Source organism: Streptomyces sp. NPDC015220, from assembly GCF_043079345.1.
Taxonomy (GTDB): Bacteria; Actinomycetota; Actinomycetes; order Streptomycetales; family Streptomycetaceae; genus Streptomyces.
This window is the reverse complement of sequence record NZ_JBIBUK010000009.1, coordinates 1-22827: the sequence shown is the minus strand read 5'-3', so window position 1 is coordinate 22827 and position 22827 is coordinate 1. Positions and strand designations below refer to the sequence as shown.

Here is a 22827-nt window from a genome sequence, read left to right as displayed (position 1 = left end):
ACGGCCCGCACGGCGTCCCGGCCCGGGGTTCCGGGCCGGGGTCCGGGATCCGGACGGGGCCGAGACCCTCGGTCCGGGGTCCGGGACCCTGGTGTCGAGGTCCGGGACCTGATCGGGGACCGAGAGACCCGCGATCCGGGGCCCCGGGCCCGAGGTCCAGGACCCGAAGACGGACGGGGCCCGCGGTCCAGGTGCCGGGTCCAGGAGCTAGGGGACGGTGCGGGAGACGACGTAGACCATCGGGAGAACCGGGTTGGACAGGTTCACCATGACGTCCTGCGTGGGGGCCGGGTTCTTCTGGCTGTGGCTGAGGCCCCACCACGGTCCGGGGTCCTTGAACGTCCAGCCGGTGATCTGGCGGTCGCGGGCGCTGATGGTGACGTCGCCCTTCCCGAGGTCGTTCCGGTTGACGCCCATGGCGTCGAGGAAGGTGTCGAGGCCGGCTTCGGTGGTGCGGAACTGGACGTAGAGACGGCTGGTGCGCCAGTTGTTCGTCTCGTAGGAGGCGACCCGGTCGGCGGGATGCGGGACCGGGACCTCGTACAGGCGGCGCTGGACCTTGGCCGGATAGGTGGGGGTGAGTCCGGTCGCCGCGTACTTCGCGGCCTTGTCCCTGCCGCTGCTGCGGCTCTGGTGGGCGCACCAGAGCAGATAGCCCGCCGGTACGCCGATGAGCAGCACGATGATCAGCAGGGTGAGCGCGCGGCGGCGGTTGCGGTCGTGGCGGGTCTCGGCACGCCGGGGCGGCGGTGGCTCGTGCGGGGGCGCCGCCTGACGCGGCAACGACATCGTCACGGTGCCTCCCGGGCGGCGCGCCGGGCCTCGGCGTACCGCTCGTAGCGCTCGTGGCGCTCCACCCGGCGGCGTTTGGCGCGCCGGAAGCGGCGGGCGACCAGCCGGGCGAGGTCGGCGGCGCCGACCATGCCGGCCTCGGGGCCGAGCTGGGCGCGGGTGATGCGGGCCTCGGGGCGGTAGCCGCGGCCGGTGAGGTGGCGTTTGAACGCGTCCCGCGCGGGGCCGATCAGCAGGTCGTCGGCGGCCGAGACACCGCCGCCGATGACGAAGCAGGACGGGTCGAGCGCGGCGGCGAGGTTGGCGATGCCGACGCCGAGCCACTGGCCGATGTCCTGGAGCAGTTCGACGCACATGGCGTCGCCCTCGCGGGCCAGCTCGGTGATCATCGGGCCGGTGATGTCGGCGATGCTGCCCTTGACGTGTTCGATGATGCCGTAGGCGACCGGGGAGTCGGCGGCGGCCAGCTCGCGGGCCTCGCGCACCAGGGCGTTGCCGGAGCTGTACTGCTCCCAGCAGCCCCGGTTGCCGCACGGGCAGCGGTGGCCGCCGGGCACCACCTGCATGTGCCCGAACTCACCGGCGACGCCGAACTTGCCGCGCTTGACCTGGCCGTCCTCGAGGATCGCGCCGCCGATGCCGGTGCCCAGCGTGATCATGACGAGGTGGTCCTCGCCCCGGCCGGCGCCGAAGCGCCACTCGGCCCAGGCGGCGGCGTTGGCGTCGTTGTCGACCAGGACCGGCACCGACAGTCGCTCGGAGAGGCGGTCGCGCAGCGGCTCGTTGCGCCAGGACAGGTGGGGCGCGAACAGCACGCGGTTGCGGTCGGCGTCGACCCAGCCGGCCGCGCCGATGCCGACCGCGTGCACGTCGTGCCGGTCGGACAGGTCCAGCACCAGTTCGACGATGGTGTCCTCGACGACCTTGGGGCTCTTGGACTTGTCCGGCGTCTCGGTGCGCAGCCGCTCCAGGATGTTCCCGTCGGCGTCGACGACGCCGGCCATCACCTTGGTGCCGCCGATGTCGATGCCGACCGTGGGCACCCGGGGCGCCGTCAGGTGGGAACGGCGCTCCCGGGTGCCCACGGTGCGCAGGACCGGGGCGCGGCGGGAGCCGATGGGGGCGGTGAGGTCGCGGTAGGTGCTCATCGGCCTCGATTCTGCCGCACGGGCGGTAAGGGCGTCGTACGGGGCACCGGCGGCGCCGGTCCCCGGACGGGCCGCACGCGCGCCCGTGAGGACGGCCGGCAGGGCCGTCCCGGCGCCGCTACGGGGTGGTCTTCTCGAGTTCATGACGCAGGTCGTCGAGCTCGCTGCCGCCCGCCATCTGCCGGGTCAGCTCGTCCAGGGTGATCTGGTCCCGGGTGTGACGGCCCACCATCGTGCCCCTCTTGAGCAGCACGAACCGGTCGCCCACCAGATACGCGTGGTGCGGGTTGTGGGTGATGAGCACGACACCGAGTCCCCGGTCCCGGGCCGCGGCCACGTACTTCAGGACCACGCCCGACTGCTTGACGCCGAGGGCGGCCGTGGGCTCGTCGAGGACGAGCACCTTGGCGCCGAAGTGGACCGCGCGCGCGATCGCCACGCACTGGCGTTCGCCGCCCGACAGGGTGCCGATGGGCTGGTCGACGTCCCTGAGGTCGATGCCCATGCGCAGCAGCTCGTCCCGGGTGGTCCGGCGCATGAGGTCGACGTCCATGCGCTTGAAGGGGCCGACGCCCCTGCGGGGCTCGGAGCCGAGGAAGAAGTTCCGCCACACCGGCATCAGGCCGACCACGGCCAGGTCCTGGTAGACGGTGGCGATGCCCAGGTCCAGGGCCTCGCGCGGGGAGGAGAGCCGGGTCTCCTCGCCCTCGACGCGCAGGACGCCCCCGTCGTGCTGGTGCAGTCCCGCGATCATCTTGATCAACGTCGACTTGCCGGCCCCGTTGTCGCCGAGCACACAGGTGATCTCACCGGCGTGGACCTCCAGGGAGACGCCCTCCAGGGCGCGGACGGTGCCGTAGTGCTTGCTGACGTCGGACAGCTCCACGAGCGCCGTACGTGCTTGGGTCTGCGTCACTTGGTGGCCTCCGCCCGCCTGCGCACCCAGGTGTTGAGCAGGGTCGCGAGGAGCAGCATCGCTCCGAGGAAGAACTTGAACCAGTCGGGGTTCCACTCGGCGAAGACGATGCCCTTGCTGGTCATGCCGAACAGGAACGCGCCGACCGCCGATCCGACGGCGCTGCCGTAGCCGCCGGTGATCAGGCAGCCGCCGATGACGGCGGCGATGATGTAGATCAGCTCGTTGCCCACGCCCTCGCCGGACTGCACGGCGTCGAAGGAGAAGAGCAGGTGCTGGCCGGAGATCCAGGCGCCGAGGGCCACGCCCATGTAGAGGCCGATCTTGGTCCGGGTCACCGGCACGCCGACGGCGCGGGCCGCGTCCTGGTTGCCGCCGACCGCGAAGATCCAGTTGCCCGTGCGGGTGCGCAGCAGGATCCAGGAGCCGAGGGCGACCAGGGCGAACCACCACAGGATGGTGACCTTGAAGTCGACGCCGCCGACGGTGAGCGTGGAGGCGAAGACGGCGTGCGCGGCCGGGAAGCCCTCCATGTCGCCGATCGTCTTGGTGGAGACGGTGCCGTCGATCAGCTTGGTGAAGCCCAGGTTCATGCCGGTCAGCATCAGGAAGGTGCCCAGCGTGATGATGAAGCTGGGCAGCCGGGTGCGGGTGAGCATGAAGCCGTTGAAGGCGCCGATCGCCAGGGTGACCAGCAGGGACACGCCCACGCCGACCCAGACGTTGGCGGTCATCTGGTAGCTGAACATCGAGGAGACCAGCGCGGAGGAGGTCACCATCACGCCCGCGGACAGGTCGAACTCGCCGCCGATCATCAGCAGCGCGACGGGGACCGCCATGATGCCGATCGTCGAGGACGCGTACAGCACGGTGCTCAGGCTGGAGGCGCGCAGGAACCCGTCGGCCACGAAGGCGAAGAAGACGAGGACGGCGACGGCGCCGACGACCGAGCCGAGTTCGGGCCGGGACAGCAGTCCGCGCAGCGGCGAGGTCCGCAGCAGGCGTTCGTCGGCGCCCTCGCCGGAGGTGCCGAGTTCGCCGGTGGTCGTGCTCATCGGGTGCCCCGATTCGCGTACTCCTCCAGGTCGGCCGCCTGGTCCTTGGTGACGATCTGCGGGCCGGTGAGCACCGGCTTGCCGCCGCCGAGGACGTCGCCGTTGTACCTGTACAGCCACAGCAGGTCGACGGCCTGGTAGCCCTGGAGGTACGGCTGCTGGTCGACCGCGAAGCCGAGCGTGCCGTCCTTGAGCTCCGCGGCGACCTTGGCGTTGAGGTCGAAGGTGTCGATCTCGGCCTTGCTGCCCGCGTCCGTCTTCGCCTTCACGGCCGTGTCCGCGTACGGGGCGCCGAGCGTGACGACCGCGTCGACGGACTTGTCGGCCTGGAGCTTCGCCTCGATCGCGGACTGCACGTCCGGCATGTTGGTGCCGTTGACGTACAGGTTGTCCACCTTGCCGCCGAAGGTCTTCGCCACACCGGCGCAGCGCTGCTCGTGGCCGACGTTGCCCTGCTCGTGCAGGACGCAGAGCGCCTTCTTCCTGCCCCGCTTGGTCAGCTCGTCCCCGACGGCCTCGCCGGCGACGGTCTCGTCCTGGCCGACGTGCGTGAGCGCGCCGAACGCCTTGGACTCCGCGGAGCCGGAGTTCACCGTGATCACCGGGATGCCGGCCTTCTCGGCGCGGGCGACCGCGGCCTTCAGCGCGTCCGGCTTGGCGAGGGTGACGACGATGCCGTCGACCTTCTTGTCCACCGCCGCGTCCACGAGCTGCGCCTGCTGCTGGGCCTGGTCGCTGTGCGAGTACAGGAAGTTGATGTTGTCCTTGACGGCGGCCTGCTTGGCGCCGCTCTGCACGATGTCCCAGAAGGTGTCGCCGTCACCGGAGTGCGTGATCATCGCGAAGGTCCAGCGGGGGGTGTTCACCGCCGCCCTCCCCTGGGCCGCCGCGGCCTTGCGGGCGTCCTCCGCCCGTTTGCCGCCGGTGCTGCTGCATCCCGCGAGGGACACCGACAGTGCCCCCACCAGCGCGATGCCTACCCAGGTTGGAAACCGTGCCACGAGGCAGTGCCCTTCTTAGCTGTATCGAACGTACGCGCGGGGCCGATGACATTTCCATCAGCCCCGAACATCCCATTATCGGGCACCGTCGGGCTAGAGGGCGTGGCCGGGGAGCCGGGGCCGGCCGGAATGTCCGGACATCGTGACGACCGGCGGCGCGGGGGCGGCGGCCTTCCGGCGACGGCCGGCGGCCCCGGACACGGCACGCCCGGGGCGTACGGGCGGCGCACCGACGCGCCGGGAAGGGGCGCGGCGCCGTGCGCGCGGCGGCCGGGGCCGGGAGCGGGCGCGGCTCAGGACCGGACGAGCAGCTGGAACTCGAAGGAGTAGCGGGACGGCCGGTAGACGTGGGTGCCGATCTCGACGGCGCGGCCGGTGTCGTCGAAGGTGGTGCGCTCCATGGTCAGCAGCGGCGCGCCCTCCTCCTCGCCCAGTCGCTCGGCCTCGACGGGCGTGGCCGCGCGGGCGCCGATCGACTGGCGGGCGCTGTGCAGGGTGATCCCGGCGGAGCGCATCAGGCGGTACAGGCCGGTGGCCTCCAGTCGCTCGGTGGCCAGGTCGAGCAGGCCGGGCGGCAGGTGGTTGACGAGATACGCCATCGGCTCCCCGTGCGCCAGGCGCAGCCGTTCGACGCGGTGCACGTCGCTGCCCTCGGCCACACCGAGGACCGCGGCGAGTTCGGTGGACGCCGGCTCGACCGTGTTGACCAGGACCCGGCTCGTCGGCCGCCGGCCGGCCGCCTCCAGGTCGTCGTAGAGGCTGCTCAGTTCCAGCGGACGCCTGACCCGGCTGTGCACGACCTGGGTGCCGACCCCGCGGCGCCGTACCAGCAGGCCCTTGTCGACGAGCGACTGGATGGCCTGGCGGACGGTGGGCCGGGACAGACCGAGCCGCGCGGCGAGCTCGATCTCGTTGCCCAGCAGGCTGCCCGGAGTGAGCGCGCCCTGTTCGATCGCCGCCTCCAGCTGCTGCGAGAGCTGGAAGTACAACGGCACCGGAGAGCTGCGGTCCACGCGGAGACCGAGCGAAACGGTGGGGTCCACTGCTGGTTTTGGCACGGCCCCGAGGGTAGTCCGGTGGCCGGTTGACGGGAAGTCGTGTAGTCCGATTGTCTGGACATAAGGATTGACAGCCTCCGGGGTCCGCCCGCACCTTGTTGCCATGCGCATCGGGGTCATCGGTACGGGCCGCATCGGCACCTTCCATGCGAACACGCTCAGCCGTCACCGCGAGGTGGGCTCGCTGATCCTCACGGACGCCGATCCGGCGCGGGCGCAGGAGCTGGCCCTCCGGCTGGCCGAGGCCGAGCTGTCCGCCTTCGTCGAGGTCGTGCGCGGGGAGCGGCCCAACCCGTGCGACGGACGCGAGGCGCTCCAGGCGCTGCGCGTCGCGGAGGCCTGCGAAGTGTCCCGCCGCGAGCACCGGCCGGTGCCGCTGGCGGAGATCCCGGGCGCCGCCCGGGCCGTGGCCCCGTAGGACCGGCCGCACCGCCTCCGCCGAACCGACCGTCCCGGGCCAACAGCCGCCCCAGCCGCCCCCGCCGACGCCGCGCCGCTTCCTCCACCGCCTTCGCCGCCTCCGCCGCCCCGGCGGCCGTCCCGCGGGCCGGGCCGCTCCTGCCACTGCCACTGCCCCTGCCCCTGCCCCTGCCCCTGCCCCTGCCCCTGCCCCTGCCCCTGCCCCTGCCACCGTCCCCGCAACCGCTTCTGTCGGCCGCGCCCCTCCTGCCGCACTCCCCCCGCCGGCCTTGCCGCCCCACCGGCGCCGCGCCCCTTCTGCCGCCCTCCCCGCCTCGGCACCCTGCCTCACGCGTCCAGGGCCCGCGGCCGGGCGGCGAAGGGGCGCGGGTGTGCGCGCACGCGGCCCCGCTGGAACAATGGACGATCATGCGTGCCGCGTACATCGAACAACTGGGCCCGCCCGACCTCATCCGCTGGGGTGAGCTGCCCGCTCCCGTGCCCGGACCCGGCGAGGTGCTGGTGGACGTGCTGGCGACGGCGGTCGACCCGGTGGACGCGTTCGTGCGTTCCGGGGTGTTCCGCACCCCGCTGACCTTCCCCTTCGTGATCGGCCGCGACCTCGTGGGCACGGTGGCCGCTCCCGGGGCGGGCTTCGCCGTGGGCGAGACGGTGTGGTGCGACAGCCTCGGCCACGACGGGCGGCAGGGGGCGGCCGCCGAGCGGGCCGCGGTGCCGGCCGACCGCCTCTACCGGCTGCCGCCCGGGGTGCCCCCGGAGGACGCCGTGGCCGTGCTGCACCCCGCCGCCACCGCTCACCTGGCCCTCTTCGCGCACGGCGGGCTGCGGCCGGGCGAGACGGTGCTGGTCGGCGGCGCCGCGGGCAATGTGGGCAGCGCGCTGGTGGAGTTCGCGGTGCGGGCGGGAGCGCGCGTGCTGGCGACGGCCGCGCCGCACGACCACGCCCACGTACGAGCCCTGGGCGCGGCCGAGGTGGTGGACTACCGCGCGTCCGGACTGGCCGGCCGCCTGGCGGCGCTCGCGCCCGCCGGTGTCGACGTGCACGTGGACACCTCGGGCCACAACGATCTGCGCACCGCGGTCGCCCTGCTCGCCCACCGCGGCCGGATCGTCCTGATGTCCGGCGCCCGGGACGAACCCGTCCTGCCCGCCGGCCCCCTGTACATGAAGGACGGCTCGGTACGCGGCTTCGCCATCTCCCACGCGACGGTGGCGGAACTGGCCGGGGCCGCGGACGCGGTCAACGAGGCGCTGGCGGCGGGCGGGCTGCGGCCACGGGCGGTGGAGCACCGCGCCATGAGCGAGGCGGCGGAGATCCACCGCCGGATGGAGCGCGGAGAACTGCACGGACGGCGCGTGGTGCTGCGGCCCTGAGCCGCCGCCGGTGTCTTCGTGGCCGGCCCGCCGGCTCACCCCGCCGTGGGTCGAGACCGGCTCACCCCGCGTGGGTCGAGAACAGTCCCCCGGTCGGCCCCTGCTTGTCGCCGCCCCGGGCCTTCCGCAGGGCGTTGGCGAGACCCTCGATGGTCAGCGACTGGAGGATGACCCGGCCACTGCCCTCCAGGGTGGCCAGGGACAGTCCCTCGCCGCCGAAGACGGCGTTCATGATCCCCTGACGGTTCAGGCCGCCGACGCGCTGGACGCCGTACCGGATGCCCTCCTCGAAGGCGACGACGCAGCCGGTGTCGACCTCGATGCGACCGCCGAAGTCGGACGGGTCGAGGTCGATGAAGTTGCCCGCGCCCGCGATGATCACCGTGCCGTGCCCGGTGAACTTCTCCAGGACGAAGCCCTCGCCGCCGCTCATGCCGGTGTGGCCGCCCTGGAAGGCGATGCCGAAGTCGACGGTGGACTCCGCGGCGACGAAGGCGTCCTTCTCCGCGAACCACGCGCGCGTGCCGTCCAGCTCCAGCGCGCGCATCTCGCCGGGCAGCACACCCGCGAAACCCACGGTGCCGGCGCCTTCCTGGGAGGTGAAGTACTGGAAGGCGAGCGACTCCCCGGCCAGGACGCGCTGGCCGACCTGCATGGCCGTGCCCATGGCCTGGCGCAGCAGTCCGCCCATGCCGCCGCCTCCGCCGCGGCCCTGCTGCCCGCCGTCGCCGGACGGGCCGGACAGCCGGGTCTCCATGGTCACGTTCGCCGTCTTGAACAGGAACTTCCCGGCCTCGCAGTACACGGTCTGGCCGGGTCGCAGGTTGACGACGGCCATCTGCATGGCGTTGCCGACGATCTCTTGCTGAAGGGTCACGACGGGGAAACGGGCAAACGGAGAGAGTAGTTCCGGTTTGTCGCCCGTGTGGTCCGTCCGACATCGGCGTCCGTTGGCCGCCAGCCCCCGCGCGGTCCGGCCGCTGGGATGGGGGCATGACTTCCGACGCGAACACGAACACGAACACGCACACCAACGCCTCGACCGGCGCGGACGGCACAAGCACGAACGGCACGAGCACGAGCGGCACGGACCGGGTGGCCCTGGTGACCGGCGGCAGCCGGGGCATCGGCGCGGCGACGGCGGTGCGGCTGGCGCGCGCGGGGCACGACGTGGCCGTCACCTACGCGACCGGAAAGGACGCGGCCGAGGATGTCGTAGGGGCCGTACGGCGGCTCGGACGGTGGGCGGTCGCCCTGCGCGCGGACGCGGCGGACCCGCGGGAGGCGGCGGGCGTCGTGGACCGCGTGGTCCACGAGCTGGGCCGGCTGGACGTGCTGGTGAACAACGCCGGGGTGGGTGTGCTCGGCCCGGTGGAGAGCCTGTCGCCCGAGGACGCCGACCGGGTCCTGGCGGTCAATGTGCGCGCCGTCTTCCTGGCCTGCCGGGCGGCCGCCTCCCGGATGGGGGACGGCGGCCGGATCGTCACCATCGGCACCTGCATGACCCAGCGCGTGCCGGGCCCCGGCGGGACCCTCTACGCGACGAGCAAGTCCGCCCTGATCGGTCTGACCAAGGCACTCGCCCGGGAGCTGGGCCCGCGCGGCATCACGGCGAACATCGTCCACCCCGGTCCGATCGACACCGACATGAACCCCGCCGACGGACCGTACGCGGCCGGCCAGGCGGCGATGACCGCCCTGGGCCGCTTCGGCACCGCCGAGGAGGTGGCGTCGATGGTCGCCTATCTCGCGGGAACCGACGCCGCCTACGTCACCGGAGCGGAGTTCGCGGTGGACGGCGGGCACGCCGCGTGAGGTACCGCGGGCACGCCGCGTGAGGTGACGCCGGGCGGCGCGGGGCACGCCGGTGCTGTCGGGCCGGCGTGCCCCGCGAGTCGGGTGGGACGGGTGGGGTCAGCCGCCCAGTTCCTGGTGGCGGGCTGCCAGGCGGGCCGCGCCCTGCTCCGTCAGGGAGCCGAACAGGCGCAGCCGGGAGATGCCCCCGTCCGGGAAGATGTCCACGCGCGCGTGCGTGCCGACGGCCGGGGCGGGCAGCACGAACCGGTGGTTGGTGTCGGGCTGGAGGCGGGTGCGCGGCAGGACCTCGGTCCACTCGCCGTCCTCGCCGTCCTTGACGGAGACCGACGCCCAGCCGGCGCTGTTGCCCTTGAGGTAGGCGGTGTCGATCTCGATCGCGCGGATCTGCGACTGGGCGGCCAGCTGGTAGCTGATCCAGTCGTTGCCCTGGTCGCGGCGGCGGCGGGTCTCCCAGCCGTCGTCCATCTTGCGCGAGCGGCCCGGCTGGATGGTGTTGGTGGCCGGCGAGTAGAAGAGGTTGGAGGCGTCCTCGACCCGGCCGCCGTTCTCCAGGGCGACCACGTCGAAGGCGCCGAGGACCGACAGCCACTTCGGGTCGGGCACGACCTCGCCGTACACGCGCAGCCGCGCGATGCCTCCGTCGGGGTGCTGGTTGACGCGCAGGTGGGTGAAGCACTGCTCGACGTCGACCTCGAAGCCGTTGGCCGCGTGGCCGCCGACGGGGGTGCGCGGGACGAGGGTCGTCCACTTGACGTCGTCGGCGAGGAGTTCTTCGGGGGACGGGGATCCCGCCACGCAGGTGGCCTCGACCGAGACCGCCTGGGGGTAGTTGCCGCGGAAGTGCGCGGTGTCGATCACGACGCCGCGTACGACGCCCGGCGCGCCGAGCCGGACCAGCGCCCAGTCGTGGTCGTCCGCGGTGGGCCAGGGGTGGTCGGCCGAGGTGCCGCGGCGGCGCCGGGTCTCCCAGCCGTCCATGACCTTGCCCTTGTGCCCGAAGTGCTCCGGGTCGAACTCGGCGCGCTCGGGCACCAGCAGGTTCTCGCGCTGGGCGAAGAACTCGTCGTTGGCGGCGATCACACCCGCGCCGAGGCGCCGGTCGGCGAGGTTGGCGTACTGGGTGAAGGGGAAGTCGGCGGTGCGGTAGTCCGCGTACGGGTCACCGCCTCCGTAGGGGTTCGCGTCGCCGGTGAAACGGGAGTTCGCCGTCACGGTGATCAGTGCTTCCTTTCTGGAGTCGGCCGGTGCGGGTGCGCGTGCGGGGCGGTGCGGGCGCGGACGCACGCGCGGGAGGTGGCTCAGTGGGACCGGGTCAGCAGCCGGCCCTTGGGCGCGGTGAACTCGCCGCCCTCGACGATGCGCTCGCCGCGCAGCCAGGTGGACCGCACCACGCCGTGCAGGGTCCGGCCCGCGTACGCGGTGACGCGGTTGCGGTGCTGGAGGGCCGCCGGGTCGACGGTGAAGGTCTCCTCGGGCGCGAGCACGGCGAAGTCGGCGTCGCGGCCGGCCTCGATGGCGCCCTTGCGTCCGAGGCCGGCGAGGGCCGCGGTGCGCGTGGACATCCAGCGGACCACGTCCTCCAGGGTATGGCCGCGGCGGCGCGCCTCGGTCCACACGGCGGACAGGCTGAGCTGGAGCGAGGAGATGCCGCCCCAGGCGGTGGCGAAGTCGTCCGTCTTCAGGTCGGCGGTGGAGGGCGAGTGGTCGGTGACCACGCAGTCGATGGTGCCGTCGGCCAGCGCCTGCCACAGCAGATCCTGGTTGGCGGCCTCGCGGATGGGCGGACAGCACTTGAACTCGCTGGCGCCGTCCGGGACTTCCTCGGCGGTCAGGGTCAGGTAGTGCGGGCAGGTCTCGGCCGTGATCCGCACCCCCTGCGCCCTGGCCTCGGCGATCAGCGGCAGCGCGTCACTGGAGGACAGGTGCAGCACGTGCACCCGCGCGTTCAGTCGCTTGGCCTGCGCGATCAGGGTGGCGATGGCGGTGTCCTCGGCGTCGCGCGGGCGGGAGGCGAGGAAGTCGGCGTACTTGGGGCCGCCGTGCTGCGGGGCGGCGGCGAGGTGGTGCGGGTCCTCGGCGTGCACGATCAGCAGGCCGTCGAAACCGGATATCTCCGCCAGCGAGGTGGCGAGCTGGTCCTGCGTCAGGTGCGGGAACTCCTCCACCCCGGAGGGCGACAGGAAGGCCTTGAAGCCGAAGACGCCGGCGTCGTGCAGCGGGCGCAGGTCCTTGACGTTGCCGGGCAGGGCGCCGCCCCAGAAGCCGACGTCGATGTGGGCCTTGTCCCGGGCCACGTCCTGCTTGGTGCGCAGGTTGTCCACCGTGGTGGTGGGCGGCAGGGAGTTGAGCGGCATGTCGATCAGGGTGGTGATGCCGCCGGCCGCCGCCGCGCGCGTGGCGGTCCAGAAGCCCTCCCACTCGGTGCGGCCGGGGTCGTTGACGTGCACATGGGTGTCGACCAGGCCGGGCAGCAGCACGTCGTCGCCGAGGTCTTCCAGGCGGGCGCCCGCGGGCACCTCCGCGTCGTGGGGCAGCACGGCCGTGATCGTGCCGTCGGCGACCGCGACACAGGCGGCGCGCGTCCCCTCGGGCGTGACGACCCGCGTCGAGCGCAGCACCAGTTCAGCTTCGGACACCCGGACCCCTCTCCTGCTTCAACAATCTGTTGAAAGAGTCTTCACTCACGCCCACAGCCCGTCAAGAGGGACACTGCCGGTACGACGGTACGGTGGGCACAGTCTGGACGTTTCCACAAAGCGGAATTAGAATTCCAATAGACAGAACGTAGTTCCGTACAGGCAGGGAGTCAACCGCCCCCCGGGTAGGCTTTGGCCCTTCCTGCCAGCCCCGAAAGGAACGCGCCGTGCCGACGTCCAGCGCCAGCACCACCGACTCCGCCAAGCCCTCCGCCAGCGGTGGGGTCCAGTCACTCGAGCGCGCCTTCGACCTGCTCGAGCGGATGGCGGACGCGGGCGGCGAGGTGGGTCTGAGTGAGCTGTCCGCGACCAGCAGACTTCCGCTGCCCACCATCCACCGCCTGATGCGCACGCTCGTGGCCTGCGGATACGTCCGCCAGCAGCCCAACCGGCGGTACGCGCTCGGCCCCCGTCTGATCCGGCTGGGCGAGTCCGCCTCCCGGCTGCTGGGCACCTGGGCCCGCCCCTACCTGGCCCGGCTGGTCGACGAGACCGGCGAGACGGCGAACATGGCGCTGCTGGACGGCGACGAGATCGTGTACGTGGCGCAGGTGCCGTCCCGGCACTCCATGCGCATGTTCACCGAGGTCGGCCGGCGCGTGCTGCCGCACTCCACCGGTGTGGGCAAGGCGCTGCTCGCGCACACGCCGGCCCAGGAGGTGCGCGCGCTGCTCGCCCGGACCGGCATGCCCGCCGCCACGGAGAAGACGATCACCACTCCGGACGGCTTCCTGGCGGCCCTGGAGGACGTGCGCAGGCTCGGCTACGCCATGGACGACAACGAGCAGGAGATAGGGGTCCGCTGCGTCGCCGTCTCGGTGCCCGACTCCCCCACCGCCGCCGCGATCTCCATCTCCGGCCCGGCGGGCCGCGTCACCGAGGCCGTGACCGAGCGCATCGTCCCGGTCCTCCAGCAGGTGGCGGCGGAACTCTCCCAGGCCCTGACCAACCCGGGCCCGACGGCCTGACCAACCCGGGCCCGACGGCCTGACCAACCCGGGCCCGACGGCCTGACCAACCCGGGCCCGACGGCCTGCCCGGCCCGGGCCCAGCGGCCTGCCCGGCCCCGGCGCGACGCCTGACCGGCGGGGCCGACCGGGCTCGGCCGGGCTCGGCCGGGCTTCGACTGCCAGGGCGGGCCCTGGGCGACGGCAGGCCCCGCCCCCGTGCGGCGGCTCCGACCCGACGATGGCCCTGACCGGACAGTCCGGGCGCCCGAGCGCCCGGCCCGGCGACCGGACCGCACCGGCCCGGTCCCCCGCCCCCGCGCGGCGGGCGGTCCGGCCGTCAGCCGGACCTCCCGCCGGTCCTGCCGTCAGCCGGCCGCTGCCGTGAGCCGGCCGTCCCGCATCTCGCACACCGCGTCGGCCCCGTCCAGGTGGGCGTGGTCGTGGGTGACGAGGACGGTGGCGGCGCCCCGCTCCCGGGTGAGGCGGGTCAGCAGGTAGAGGACGGCCGCGCCGCGTTCCTGGTCGAGGGCGCTGGTCGGCTCGTCCACCAGCAGGACGGACGGCTCGTTCATCAGCGCGCGGGCGATGTTCACCCGCTGCCGCTGGCCGCCGGAGAGCTGGTGCGGACGCCGGTGCGCCTGGTCGGCCAGGCCGACCGCGGCCAGCAGTTCCCGTGCCCGGCCGGCCGCCGCCCGGCGCCCGTCCAGGCGGGCCATCACCTCCAGCTGTTCCGCCGCCGTCAGCGACGGCAGCAGGTTCGGCTGCTGGAAGACGACGCCGATGCTCCGCCGGCGCAGCACGGCACGCTCGGCCGCGCTCAGCTCACCGGCCGGCGTCCCGTCCACCCGCACCCGTCCGCTGTCCGGCGTGATCAGGGTGGCCGCGACCGCGAGCAGGCTGGACTTGCCCGAGCCGGACGGACCGACCACCGCGGTGACGGTGCCCCCGGGCGCGTCCAGACGGACCCGGTCGAGCGCGGTCAGCCGGCCGTCGCCGTCGGGGTAGGTGAGGGTGACGTCTTCGAGGAGCAGGCTCATCGCACGCCTCCGAGCGCGGTCAGCGGGTCGACGGCGGTGATCCGCCGGACGGAGAGGCCGGCGCCCAGCACACCCAGGGCGATCATCACCGCGGCGGGCGCCAGCACGGTCGGCAGGTCCAGGACGAAAGGCACCGAACCGCCCCGGACCAGGGCGCCGAACAGGCTCGCCAGCCCGGTCCCGAGGAGCGTTCCGACGGCCAGCAGCACCACGGCCTGGCCCAGCGCGTCGCGCAGCAGATACCGGGTGGAGGCCCCGAGCGCCTTGAGCACGGCGATGTCCGGCGAGCGCTGGATGGTCCACACCGTGAAGAACGCGCCGACCACCAGCGCGGAGATGGCGAACAGGAAGCCGCGCATCAGTTGCAGCGAACCGTTCTCCGCCCGGTAGGAGCCGATGGCGGTGAGCGCGTCGCCCTTGGCCAGGGTCCGCGTGCCGGCGGCCCGGTCCGCGGCGGGGACGTCGGCGCCGTGGGTGCGCAGCGCGATCACGGTCGCCCGGCCGCCCTCCCACGCCGTCCACACCACGGGCGTGTGGCTGTAGGAGGCCCGGCCGGAGACTGCGGCCACGGTCCACCGGGCGGACCCGAGCCGGACCCGGTCCCCGGGCGCGACGCCCAGTTCGGACGCCGCCTTCTCGGAGAGCACCGCCCGGCCGGGCGCGAGGCCCGGCGGTGCGATGCCGGAAGCCGGCCGCACCGCGAACACCGACACCGCCGCCGTGCGGTCCCCGGCGGCCGCGTCGGCCGTGCGGATCGCGACGGGCTCCGCGTACGGCACCGTGCCGGCCCACCGGTCCACGGCGGCCGCGGGCAGCGCGGAGGCGGTGAACGACACCGGCCGGCCGGCCGGCGGCGCGGCGAAGGCGAGGTGGTCGGCGGGCAGGCCCTCGACCGCCGAGGTGTTCTCCTCGGCGAGCCCGGCGGTCAGCCCGGACAGCAGCCCCACGAGCAGGGTGATCAGTACGACCACGGCACCCATCAGGGCGAACCGCCCCTTGGCGAACCTGAGGTCTCTCCATGCGACGAACATGCCTCCACCCTGCTCGGGACGCCCCCCGCCGGGCATCGCGCCGGGGCACGCTCGTGGCGGGCCGAAGGACGCAGCCGGCTTTCCAACTTTCGGTTGACCGGTGCGCGGGACGGCCCGCTTACCCTGGACCCGTCATGGACGTCCGCCAGCACTCCCCCGTCGTCGTCACCCTGCGCCTGTGCCTGTACGCGCTGTTCACGGGACTGCTCGCGCTCACGGCGGCCCGGGCGCACGGTCCGGCCACGGTGGCGGCGGCGCTCGGTACCGGCGCGGTGTTCGCCTTCGGCGCGCTGAGCCCGGCCGTGCACCGCTCCCGGAGCGCCTCCGCGGTGTGGCTGGCGGCCCTCGGGGTGTCCTGGCTGGTGCTGCTCGTGTTCTCCCCCGACGCGCTGTGGGCCGCCTTCCCGCTGTACTTCCTCCAGCTCCACCTGTTGCCGGTGCGCTGGAGCCTGCCCGCGGTCGCGGCGACCGCGGCGGCCGCCATCGCCGGTTTCCTCGGCCACGGGGAACGGCTGAACCCGGGGGTCTTCATCGGTCCCCTGCTCGGCGCGGCGGTAGCCGTCGCCACGGTGCTCGGCTACGAGGCGCTGTACCGCGAGAGCGAGCGGCGCCGCGAGCTGATCGAGGAACTGGTGGCCGCCCGCAAGGAGCTGGCCGACGCCGAGCGGACGGCGGGCACGCTCGCCGAGCGGGAGCGGCTCGCCCGGGAGATCCACGACACGCTGGCCCAGGGACTGTCCAGCATCCAGCTGCTGCTGCGGGCCGCCCAGCGCGCGCTCCCGGCCGATTCCCCGGCCGGCGCGCACATCGAGCAGGCCCGCGCCACCGCGCAGGACAACCTCGCCGAGGCCCGCCGTTTCGTGCACGCCCTGACCCCGCCGGACCTGGAGCGCGGCTCGCTGGCCGGCGCCCTCGAACGGCTCTGCGCGGGGACGGCCGGCCCGCCCGCCGTCCGCTTCTCGGTGAGCGGCACCCCGGCCGAGCTGCCCACCCCGTACGAGGTGGCGCTGCTGCGGATCGCCCAGTCCGCGGTCGGCAACACCCTGCGGCACGCCCGGGCCGGCCGCGCCGAGGTCACCTTGAGTTTCATGGACACGGCGGTGGCCCTCGACGTGGTCGACGACGGGGTCGGGTTCGTGCCCGACGCCGTACCGGCCACCGTGGGCGGCCGCGGTGTGGCGGACGGCGGTTTCGGGCTGCCCGCGATGCGCTCGCGCGCCCGGGCGCTGGGCGGGACGTTCGCCGTGGAGTCGGCGCCCGGCCAGGGCACGGCGGTGGCGGTCACCCTGCCCTACCCAGGCTCGGGGAGCGGCGCGTGAGAGCCCTGCCCGGGCTCCGGGCGCACGGTCCGGAAACCGTGGCCGGACTCCGAGCACACGGTCCGGGACTCGTGCCCGGGCTCCGGGAGCGCCCGGTGGCACCCGTGGCCGGCCCGCGCGGGCGGTACGGGACGACGTGCGGGAGGCACGCATGACGATCCGGCTGCTGCTGGCCGACGACCATCCCGTGGTCCGTGCGGGCCTGAAGGCCGTGCTGTCGGCCGAGCCCGACTTCGAGATCGCCGCGGAGGCGCCGACGGCCGAGCGGGCCGTGGAGCTGGCCGCCGCCGGCGGGATCGACGTGGTGCTGATGGATCTGCAGTTCGGCGCCGGCGGCGCGCACGGCGCGGAGGCGACGGCGGCCATCACCGCCCGGCCCTGCGCCCCGCGCGTGCTGGTGCTGACGACGTACGACACCGACGCGGACATCCTCGCCGCGGTGGAGGCGGGCGCCGCGGGCTACCTCCTGAAGGACGCCCCGCCGGCGGAGCTGGCCGCCGCGGTGCGGACCGCCGCCTCCGGCCGCTCGGCGCTGGCCCCGGCGGTCGCGCACCGGCTCATGGACCGCATGCGCACACCGGCCGCCGCGCTCAGCCGCCGCGAACTGGAGGTGCTGGAGCTGGTCCGGGACGGTCTGTCCAACCTGGAAATCAGCAAGCGCCTGTTCCTGAGCCAGGCCACGGTCAAGTCCCACCTGGTGCACGTCTACGCCAAGCTGGGCGTGGAGTCGCGCACGGCGGCGGTGGCGGCGGCCACCGAGCGGGGGCTCGTCCGGCGCCGGAGGTCCTGAACCGGCGGACCGCCGGGAAGCGCGAACCGGCGGGCCCGCACCAAAGACCCCGAGGCGTGCCCCCAAACCAGCAGACCAGCAGACCAGCAGACCGGACAGGCCATCCCGAGGCCGACGACTGGGACGGCCGACCGGAGCCGATCCCGAGGGCAACCCGGCCCGAAGCCGATCCCGAGGGCAACCCGGCCCGGAGCCGATCCCGAGGACGACCCGGCCCGAAGCCGATCCCGAGGACAGCCCACCCGGAGCCGGTGCCGGGGACGCCTCGCCCGCGCTCAGCCGCGCGACGGCGGGCCGAAGAGGTCCACCGCGGCCCGGACCTCCGACAGGCCGTGGCTGAGGGCGCTCACCGAGCCGATCGATCCGGCGATCAGCAGCAGGGAGCGCCGCAGCCGCGGGATCTCGGGGATGCCGTGGGTGGCCATCGCGGCCAGGGCGGCGAGTTCGTCCTCGGCTATCCCCCGGTCGGCGAACTCCACCGGATGAGCGGCGAGTTCACGGCGCAACCGGGACACGGCGGTGCGCAGTCCCGTCACCCTCGGATCGTCCTTGCTGTCCGTCACCGGCCTCTGTCCCGAGCTCCGCAACACAGCCCTCCCCCTCGCACCTCGTCGTGCGCAGTCCCCGGACGCGTCAGTAAACGCCACCCCGGGCGGGGCGCGCCACAGCACGGACCGAAATTCAGCCCCAGGACGCCGCGCGGCCGACGGGTGTTCGGGTATGCAGGACGCATGACACGCACAGATGACGAGGTCGCCGGGCTGGTCCTGGCGGCCGGCGGCGGGCGCCGGCTCGGCGGACGGCCCAAGGCGCTGCTCACGCACCGGGGGCGGCCGCTGGTGGAGCACTCGGTCGGGGTGCTGCGCGCGGCCGGGTGTCCGCGCGTCCACGTGGTGCTGGGGGCGCGGGCCGGGGACGTACGGGAGCGGGCGCGGCTGGCGGACTGCGTGCTCGTGGACAACCCCTGCTGGGAGCAGGGCATGGGGTCCTCGCTGCGCGCCGGGCTGGACTCGCTGGCCGGTTCGGGGGCCCGGGCGGCGCTGGTCTGCCTGGTCGACCAGCCCGGCATCGGAGCCGAGGCGGTGAGCCGGGTGCGGGCCGCCTTCCGGGACGAGACGTCGCTGGTCTCGGCGGCGTACGACGGGGTCCGCGGGCACCCGGTGCTGTTCGGCGCGGACCACTGGGCGGGCATCGCGGCGAGCGCGACCGGTGACCGGGGCGCACGCGCCTATCTGAAGGAGCACGCGGCGGCGGTCGCCCTCGTGGAGTGCGGGGACGTCGCGCGGGCGTACGACATCGACACCGAGGCCGATCTGGCGCACCTGGAGTGAACGGCGTGGCACCGAGCGCCACCTTGCCTCGACTCAGAGAATCTCGACATCAACAAACCATTGAACTTCCACCATGAGGAAACTAGTATCCACTGTTCAGAAGCGCCTGGCCGATCCGCGGGCGCCATATACCCCATTCGTGCCTGTTGGCATCCGGTGCCACGGCACGGTGGCGGTGAAGTGGTTCGCTGACGAAGCTCCCTGAAGGAAGTGACAGCTCATGTCCGCTCCAGCGCCGTCCCCGCTGGCCATCGTCGACGCCGAGCCCCTGCCCCGGCAGGAGGAGGTCCTCTCCGACGCGGCGCTCGCCTTCGTGGCGGAGCTGCACCGGCGGTTCACGCCGCGTCGTGACGAACTCCTCGCCCGCCGTGCGGAGCGCCGCGCCGAGATCGCCCGCACCTCCACCCTGGACTTCCTCCCGGAGACGGCCGCCGTCCGCGCGGACGACTCCTGGAGGGTCGCCCCGGCCCCCGCCGCCCTGAACGACCGCCGGGTCGAGATCACCGGTCCCACCGACCGCAAGATGACCATCAACGCGCTCAACTCGGGCGCGAGGGTCTGGCTCGCCGACTTCGAGGACGCCTCCGCTCCCACCTGGGAGAACGTGGTCCTCGGCCAGCTCAACCTGATCGACGCCTACACCCGCAGCATCGACTTCACCGACGAGAGGACCGGGAAGTCCTACGCCCTGCGTCCGGCCGGGGAACTCGCCACGGTCGTCATGCGCCCGCGCGGCTGGCACCTGAACGAGCGCCACCTCGTCGACGCCGACGGCAAGCAGGTCCCCGGTGCGCTCGTCGACTTCGGCCTGTACTTCTTCCACAACGCCCAGCGCCTGCTCGACCTCGGCAAGGGCCCGTACTTCTACCTCCCCAAGACGGAGTCGCACCTGGAGGCCCGCCTCTGGAACGAGGTGTTCGTCTTCGCCCAGGACTACGTCGGCGTCCCGCAGGGCTCGGTGCGCGCCACCGTCCTGATCGAGACGATCACGGCCGCGTACGAGATGGAGGAGATCCTCTACGAACTGCGCGACCACGCCTCCGGGCTGAACGCCGGCCGCTGGGACTACCTGTTCTCCATCGTGAAGAACTTCCGTGACGGCGGCGAGAAGTTCGTCCTGCCGGACCGCAACGCGGTCACGATGACCGCCCCGTTCATGCGCGCGTACACCGAACTCCTGGTGCGCACCTGCCACAAGCGCGGCGCGCACGCCATCGGCGGCATGGCGGCCTTCATCCCGTCCCGCCGGGACGCCGAGGTCAACAAGGTGGCCTTCGAGAAGGTCCGCGCCGACAAGGACCGCGAGGCCGGCGACGGCTTCGACGGCTCCTGGGTCGCCCACCCCGACCTGGTGCCGATCGCCATGGAGTCCTTCGACAAGGTCCTGGGCGACAGGCCCAACCAGAAGGACCGGCTGCGCGAGGACGTCTCCGTCGCGGCGGCCGACCTGATCGCGATCGACTCCCTCGACGCCAAGCCGACGTACCCGGGCCTGGTCAACGCCGTCCAGGTGGGCATCCGCTACATCGAGGCGTGGCTGCGCGGCCTCGGCGCGGTCGCCATCTTCAACCTCATGGAGGACGCGGCCACCGCCGAGATCTCCCGCTCGCAGATCTGGCAGTGGATCAACGCGGGCGTCGAGTTCGAGAACGGCGAGAAGGCCACGCCGGAGCTCGCCCGCAAGGTCGCCGCCGAGGAACTCGACAGGATCCGCGAGGAGATCGGCGACGAGGCCTTCGCCGCCGGCCACTGGCAGCAGGCCCACGACCTGCTCCTCCAGGTCTCCCTCGACGACGACTACGCCGACTTCCTGACGCTGCCGGCGTACGAGCGGCTCCAGGGCTGACCGCGTGCGAGCGGCCCCGGGAGCCTGCCCCGGGGCCGCTCGGCGTGCTCGCTGACGACTACTTCAGGTGGACCGACCAGTCCTGTTCCGCGGCCGGCTTGCCGTGCAGGTCGGGGACGCGTTTGAGCCAGTCGGGACGCCCCTGCTGGGTCTTCGCGGCGCGCCGGGCCTCCTCGGCCGCCAGTTCGGTGCGGCTGGGGAAGTCGGTGGGCAGCCAGGCCCGGGAGGCGGCCACCCGGGCGGCGAGGTAGTCGACGTAGGCGGCGCGGACCTCCTCGGGGCCCGTGAACCCCGGCTCATCGGCCAGCCAGGCGTCCGGCACCTCGGCCAGGACGGACCGCAGCAGCCCGGGCGTCACCCGGGGGGCGAGTTCGGCGTCGGCGGACCGGACGTCCGGGGCGTAGTGCCCGAGGGCGTGGTGCCGGAAGTCGTACGCCTTCTGCGGGGCCGAGGTGTCCCAGCGGTGGTGGAAGACGAGGGCGGCGCCGTGGTCGATCAGCCACAGGCGCGGCGGCGCGGTGCCGAAGGTCGGCCAGATCATCAGGTTGGAGCTGTGCACGGTGCGGTCCACGTTGGCCGTCAGCGCGTCCAGCCACACGATCCGGCCGGCCTCCAGGGGGTCCACCGGGAAGGTCTGCGCGATCTTCGGGGTGAAGTCCCGGGCGCCCGGCAGGTAGTCCATGCCGAGGTTGACGCCGGGGCTGGCGTTCAGCAGGTCGCGCACCTCCTGGTGCGGTTCGTGCGCGGCCAGCTCCGGGTCGAAGTGCACCAGCACCAGTTCGGGGAAGCGCAGCCCGAGGGCCCGCGCCAGCTCCCCCACGATCACCTCGGCGACCAGCGCCTTGCGGCCCTGCGCGGAGCCGGTGAACTTCACGACATAGGTGCCGAGGTCGTCGGCCTCCACGACGCCGGGGACGGAGCCACCGGAGTGCAAGGGTTCGACGTAGCGGGTCGCAGTGACCTCTCTCAGCATATTCCAAGGCTCCGCTGCTCGTTCGCCTTACATTCCACGACTAGCTCCCGCGCGCTGCGATCCAGGCGAACCCTTGCGATCAGTCCGGGGAAGGACCTGAGGAGTCCCGGCCGACATCCTCGCCTCCCTCTCTTCCCAGCCGCCCGTCGATGGCGTGCGCCCTCCGCTTTTGGCCTCCGCCATGAAGTGAGCATAGTAACCGGACGTGACCGGTCGGGGAGGTGTGCCCGGTGCCACCGCGCGGTCCGGCGGCGCCGGCGGGGGCGATGAGGCGGTGGATCCCTCGTGCGGCGCACCGCTCGGGCGACGGCGGACGATCTCGCCGCCGCGCCGGCATCGGTACGGGACCCGCACCGGCACCGTCGGCGGGCGAGGCCGGCTGCCGGAGGCCAGACCGCGAGCAGGTGCACGTCCGTCGGCGCGAGGACCGTCAGGCAGGCGTGGATGTTCCCCGGGTCGCTGGTGAAGATCACCGCGCTGCCGTGCCGGGCCGACGCCAGTGCCACCCAGGCGTCCACCGCATCCGGCCGCTTCTTCGCCGGCAGGGCCGCCCGCCCCAGGACTGTGCCGATACGCCGCCAGTCGGCGAGGTCCGGGCCCGTCGCACGGGCCGGGCACTCCGGACGGCCCGCCTTCGTCTCACGCACGGGCGGCTCAGCATCTGTAATACGCGTATGACGACGGTGCGAGCGCGGTCCGGGCGGGGAACCGGGCCCGCCGCCTCTCCGGCGCCCCGGTCCGAACCGCCTGCTCGCTCGCCGGCGTCCGCCGCCCGTCCGTCAGCGGCGGACCCGCGGTCCGACGCTGACGCCACGGCCGGCGGAACGTGTCAGAGCTTCTCGATCACGTGGTCGACGCACTGGGTCAGGGCCTCGACGTCGGCCGGGTCGACGGCCGGGAACATGGCGATGCGGAGCTGGTTGCGGCCGAGCTTGCGGTAGGGCTCGGTGTCGACGATGCCGTTGGCGCGCAGCACCTTGGCGACGGCGGCGGCGTCGATGTCGTCGGCGAAGTCGATCGTGCCGATGACCTGGGAGCGCTTGGCCGGGTCGGAGACGAAGGGGGTGGCGTACTTGGACTGCTCCGCCCAGGTGTAGAGGCGGGTGGAGGAGTCCTTGGTGCGGGCGGTGGCCCAGTCGAGGCCGCCCTGGCCGTTGATCCACTCCAGCTGTTCGTTGAGGAGGAACAGGGTGGACAGGGCCGGGGTGTTGTACGTCTGGTTCTTGCGGGAGTTGTCGATCGCGGTGGGGAGGCTGAAGAACTCCGGGACGT

Annotated in this window: 20 protein-coding genes and 2 pseudogenes; 8 read left to right on the top strand and 14 right to left on the bottom strand. The window is 73.4% G+C overall.

Translation table 11 applies throughout. The features are described from left to right. Nucleotides 1-207: 207 nt before the first annotated feature. The 6 genes from ACF061_RS19585 to ACF061_RS19560 form a co-directional block, all read right to left on the bottom strand. Nucleotides 208-795: a sugar kinase gene (locus ACF061_RS19585; protein WP_392268153.1), complete on the bottom strand. Its 588-nt coding sequence runs from the start codon at nucleotides 793-795 to the stop codon at nucleotides 208-210. Continuing rightward, nucleotides 792-1940, bottom strand: coding sequence for an ROK family glucokinase (locus tag ACF061_RS19580; RefSeq protein WP_392268152.1), 1149 nt, complete (start codon nucleotides 1938-1940; stop codon nucleotides 792-794). The genes ACF061_RS19585 and ACF061_RS19580 overlap by 4 nt, the downstream gene beginning before the upstream one ends. 118 nt (nucleotides 1941-2058) lie before the next feature. Continuing rightward, on the bottom strand, nucleotides 2059-2856 hold the full coding sequence (locus tag ACF061_RS19575) for an ATP-binding cassette domain-containing protein (RefSeq protein ID WP_392268151.1): 798 nt from the start codon (nucleotides 2854-2856) through the stop codon (nucleotides 2059-2061). Next, nucleotides 2853-3911: an ABC transporter permease gene (locus tag ACF061_RS19570; protein WP_392268150.1), complete on the bottom strand. Its 1059-nt coding sequence runs from the start codon at nucleotides 3909-3911 to the stop codon at nucleotides 2853-2855. Before ACF061_RS19570 ends, ACF061_RS19575 begins: the two co-directional genes overlap by 4 nt. Next, on the bottom strand, nucleotides 3908-4912 hold the full coding sequence (locus ACF061_RS19565; RefSeq protein WP_392268149.1) for a sugar ABC transporter substrate-binding protein: 1005 nt from the start codon (nucleotides 4910-4912) through the stop codon (nucleotides 3908-3910). The genes ACF061_RS19570 and ACF061_RS19565 overlap by 4 nt, the downstream gene beginning before the upstream one ends. A gap of 293 nt (nucleotides 4913-5205) precedes the next feature. Beyond that, nucleotides 5206-5955: a GntR family transcriptional regulator gene (locus ACF061_RS19560; protein ID WP_392268358.1), complete on the bottom strand. Its 750-nt coding sequence runs from the start codon at nucleotides 5953-5955 to the stop codon at nucleotides 5206-5208. Nucleotides 5956-6211: 256 nt separating this feature from the next. Here ACF061_RS19560 and ACF061_RS19555 point away from each other — a divergent pair. Both ACF061_RS19555 and ACF061_RS19550 read left to right on the top strand, forming a co-directional pair. Beyond that, nucleotides 6212-6388 (top strand): annotated as a pseudogene (locus ACF061_RS19555) (Gfo/Idh/MocA family oxidoreductase); the annotation flags it as partial. A 410-nt stretch (nucleotides 6389-6798) separates the two neighbouring features. Further along, the gene (locus ACF061_RS19550; protein WP_392268148.1) at nucleotides 6799-7764 is read left to right on the top strand and encodes an NADPH:quinone reductase; all 966 of its coding nucleotides are present in this window, start codon (nucleotides 6799-6801) and stop codon (nucleotides 7762-7764) included. A gap of 61 nt (nucleotides 7765-7825) precedes the next feature. Here the strand turns inward: ACF061_RS19550 and ACF061_RS19545 are convergent, their stop codons facing one another. Then, nucleotides 7826-8641 carry an AIM24 family protein gene (locus ACF061_RS19545; RefSeq protein WP_392268147.1) on the bottom strand — a complete coding sequence of 272 codons (816 nt, stop codon included), beginning with the start codon at nucleotides 8639-8641 and terminating at the stop codon, nucleotides 7826-7828. Between the two features lie 116 nt (nucleotides 8642-8757). Between ACF061_RS19545 and ACF061_RS19540 the strand changes: the two genes are divergently transcribed. Beyond that, complete coding sequence (locus ACF061_RS19540; protein WP_392268146.1) at nucleotides 8758-9579, top strand: SDR family oxidoreductase; 822 nt, start codon at nucleotides 8758-8760, stop codon at nucleotides 9577-9579. Nucleotides 9580-9678: 99 nt separating this feature from the next. Here ACF061_RS19540 and alc read toward each other — a convergent pair whose 3' ends face one another. Continuing rightward, complete coding sequence (alc, locus tag ACF061_RS19535) at nucleotides 9679-10794, bottom strand: allantoicase (RefSeq protein WP_392268145.1); 1116 nt, start codon at nucleotides 10792-10794, stop codon at nucleotides 9679-9681. 86 nt (nucleotides 10795-10880) lie between these two features. Further along, complete coding sequence (gene allB, locus ACF061_RS19530) at nucleotides 10881-12218, bottom strand: allantoinase AllB (protein ID WP_392268144.1); 1338 nt, start codon at nucleotides 12216-12218, stop codon at nucleotides 10881-10883. A gap of 227 nt (nucleotides 12219-12445) precedes the next feature. Between allB and ACF061_RS19525 the strand changes: the two genes are divergently transcribed. Next, nucleotides 12446-13246 carry an IclR family transcriptional regulator gene (locus tag ACF061_RS19525; protein WP_392268143.1) on the top strand — a complete coding sequence of 267 codons (801 nt, stop codon included), beginning with the start codon at nucleotides 12446-12448 and terminating at the stop codon, nucleotides 13244-13246. Between the two features lie 347 nt (nucleotides 13247-13593). Here the strand turns inward: ACF061_RS19525 and ACF061_RS19520 are convergent, their stop codons facing one another. Both ACF061_RS19520 and ACF061_RS19515 read right to left on the bottom strand, forming a co-directional pair. After that, nucleotides 13594-14265, bottom strand: coding sequence for an ABC transporter ATP-binding protein (locus ACF061_RS19520; protein ID WP_392268142.1), 672 nt, complete (start codon nucleotides 14263-14265; stop codon nucleotides 13594-13596). Beyond that, the gene (locus ACF061_RS19515) at nucleotides 14262-15296 is read right to left on the bottom strand and encodes an ABC transporter permease (RefSeq protein ID WP_392268141.1); all 1035 of its coding nucleotides are present in this window, start codon (nucleotides 15294-15296) and stop codon (nucleotides 14262-14264) included. The genes ACF061_RS19520 and ACF061_RS19515 overlap by 4 nt, the downstream gene beginning before the upstream one ends. A gap of 134 nt (nucleotides 15297-15430) precedes the next feature. On the opposite strand from ACF061_RS19515, the gene ACF061_RS19510 reads away from it, so the two are divergent. Together ACF061_RS19510 and ACF061_RS19505 are read left to right on the top strand one after the other, a co-directional pair. Beyond that, nucleotides 15431-16615: a sensor histidine kinase gene (locus ACF061_RS19510; RefSeq protein WP_392268140.1), complete on the top strand. Its 1185-nt coding sequence runs from the start codon at nucleotides 15431-15433 to the stop codon at nucleotides 16613-16615. 151 nt (nucleotides 16616-16766) lie between these two features. Next, nucleotides 16767-17405, top strand: a complete 639-nt coding sequence (locus ACF061_RS19505) for a response regulator (RefSeq protein WP_392268139.1) — start codon at nucleotides 16767-16769, stop codon at nucleotides 17403-17405. 275 nt (nucleotides 17406-17680) lie between these two features. On the opposite strand, the gene ACF061_RS19500 is transcribed toward ACF061_RS19505, so the two are convergent. Continuing rightward, entirely contained in the window at nucleotides 17681-17995 is a 315-nt protein-coding gene (locus ACF061_RS19500; protein ID WP_392268138.1) for a DUF5955 family protein, read from the bottom strand. Nucleotides 17996-18136: 141 nt separating this feature from the next. Between ACF061_RS19500 and ACF061_RS19495 the strand changes: the two genes are divergently transcribed. Together ACF061_RS19495 and aceB are read left to right on the top strand one after the other, a co-directional pair. Then, nucleotides 18137-18736, top strand: coding sequence for an NTP transferase domain-containing protein (locus ACF061_RS19495; protein ID WP_392268137.1), 600 nt, complete (start codon nucleotides 18137-18139; stop codon nucleotides 18734-18736). Between the two features lie 220 nt (nucleotides 18737-18956). After that, the gene (gene aceB / locus ACF061_RS19490) at nucleotides 18957-20582 is read left to right on the top strand and encodes a malate synthase A (protein ID WP_392268136.1); all 1626 of its coding nucleotides are present in this window, start codon (nucleotides 18957-18959) and stop codon (nucleotides 20580-20582) included. Between the two features lie 58 nt (nucleotides 20583-20640). On the opposite strand, the gene ACF061_RS19485 is transcribed toward aceB, so the two are convergent. Beyond that, the gene (locus ACF061_RS19485) at nucleotides 20641-21555 is read right to left on the bottom strand and encodes a HipA family kinase (protein WP_392268135.1); all 915 of its coding nucleotides are present in this window, start codon (nucleotides 21553-21555) and stop codon (nucleotides 20641-20643) included. A gap of 829 nt (nucleotides 21556-22384) precedes the next feature. Then, a pseudogene (locus tag ACF061_RS19480) lies at nucleotides 22385-22827 on the bottom strand (phosphoserine transaminase); the annotation flags it as partial.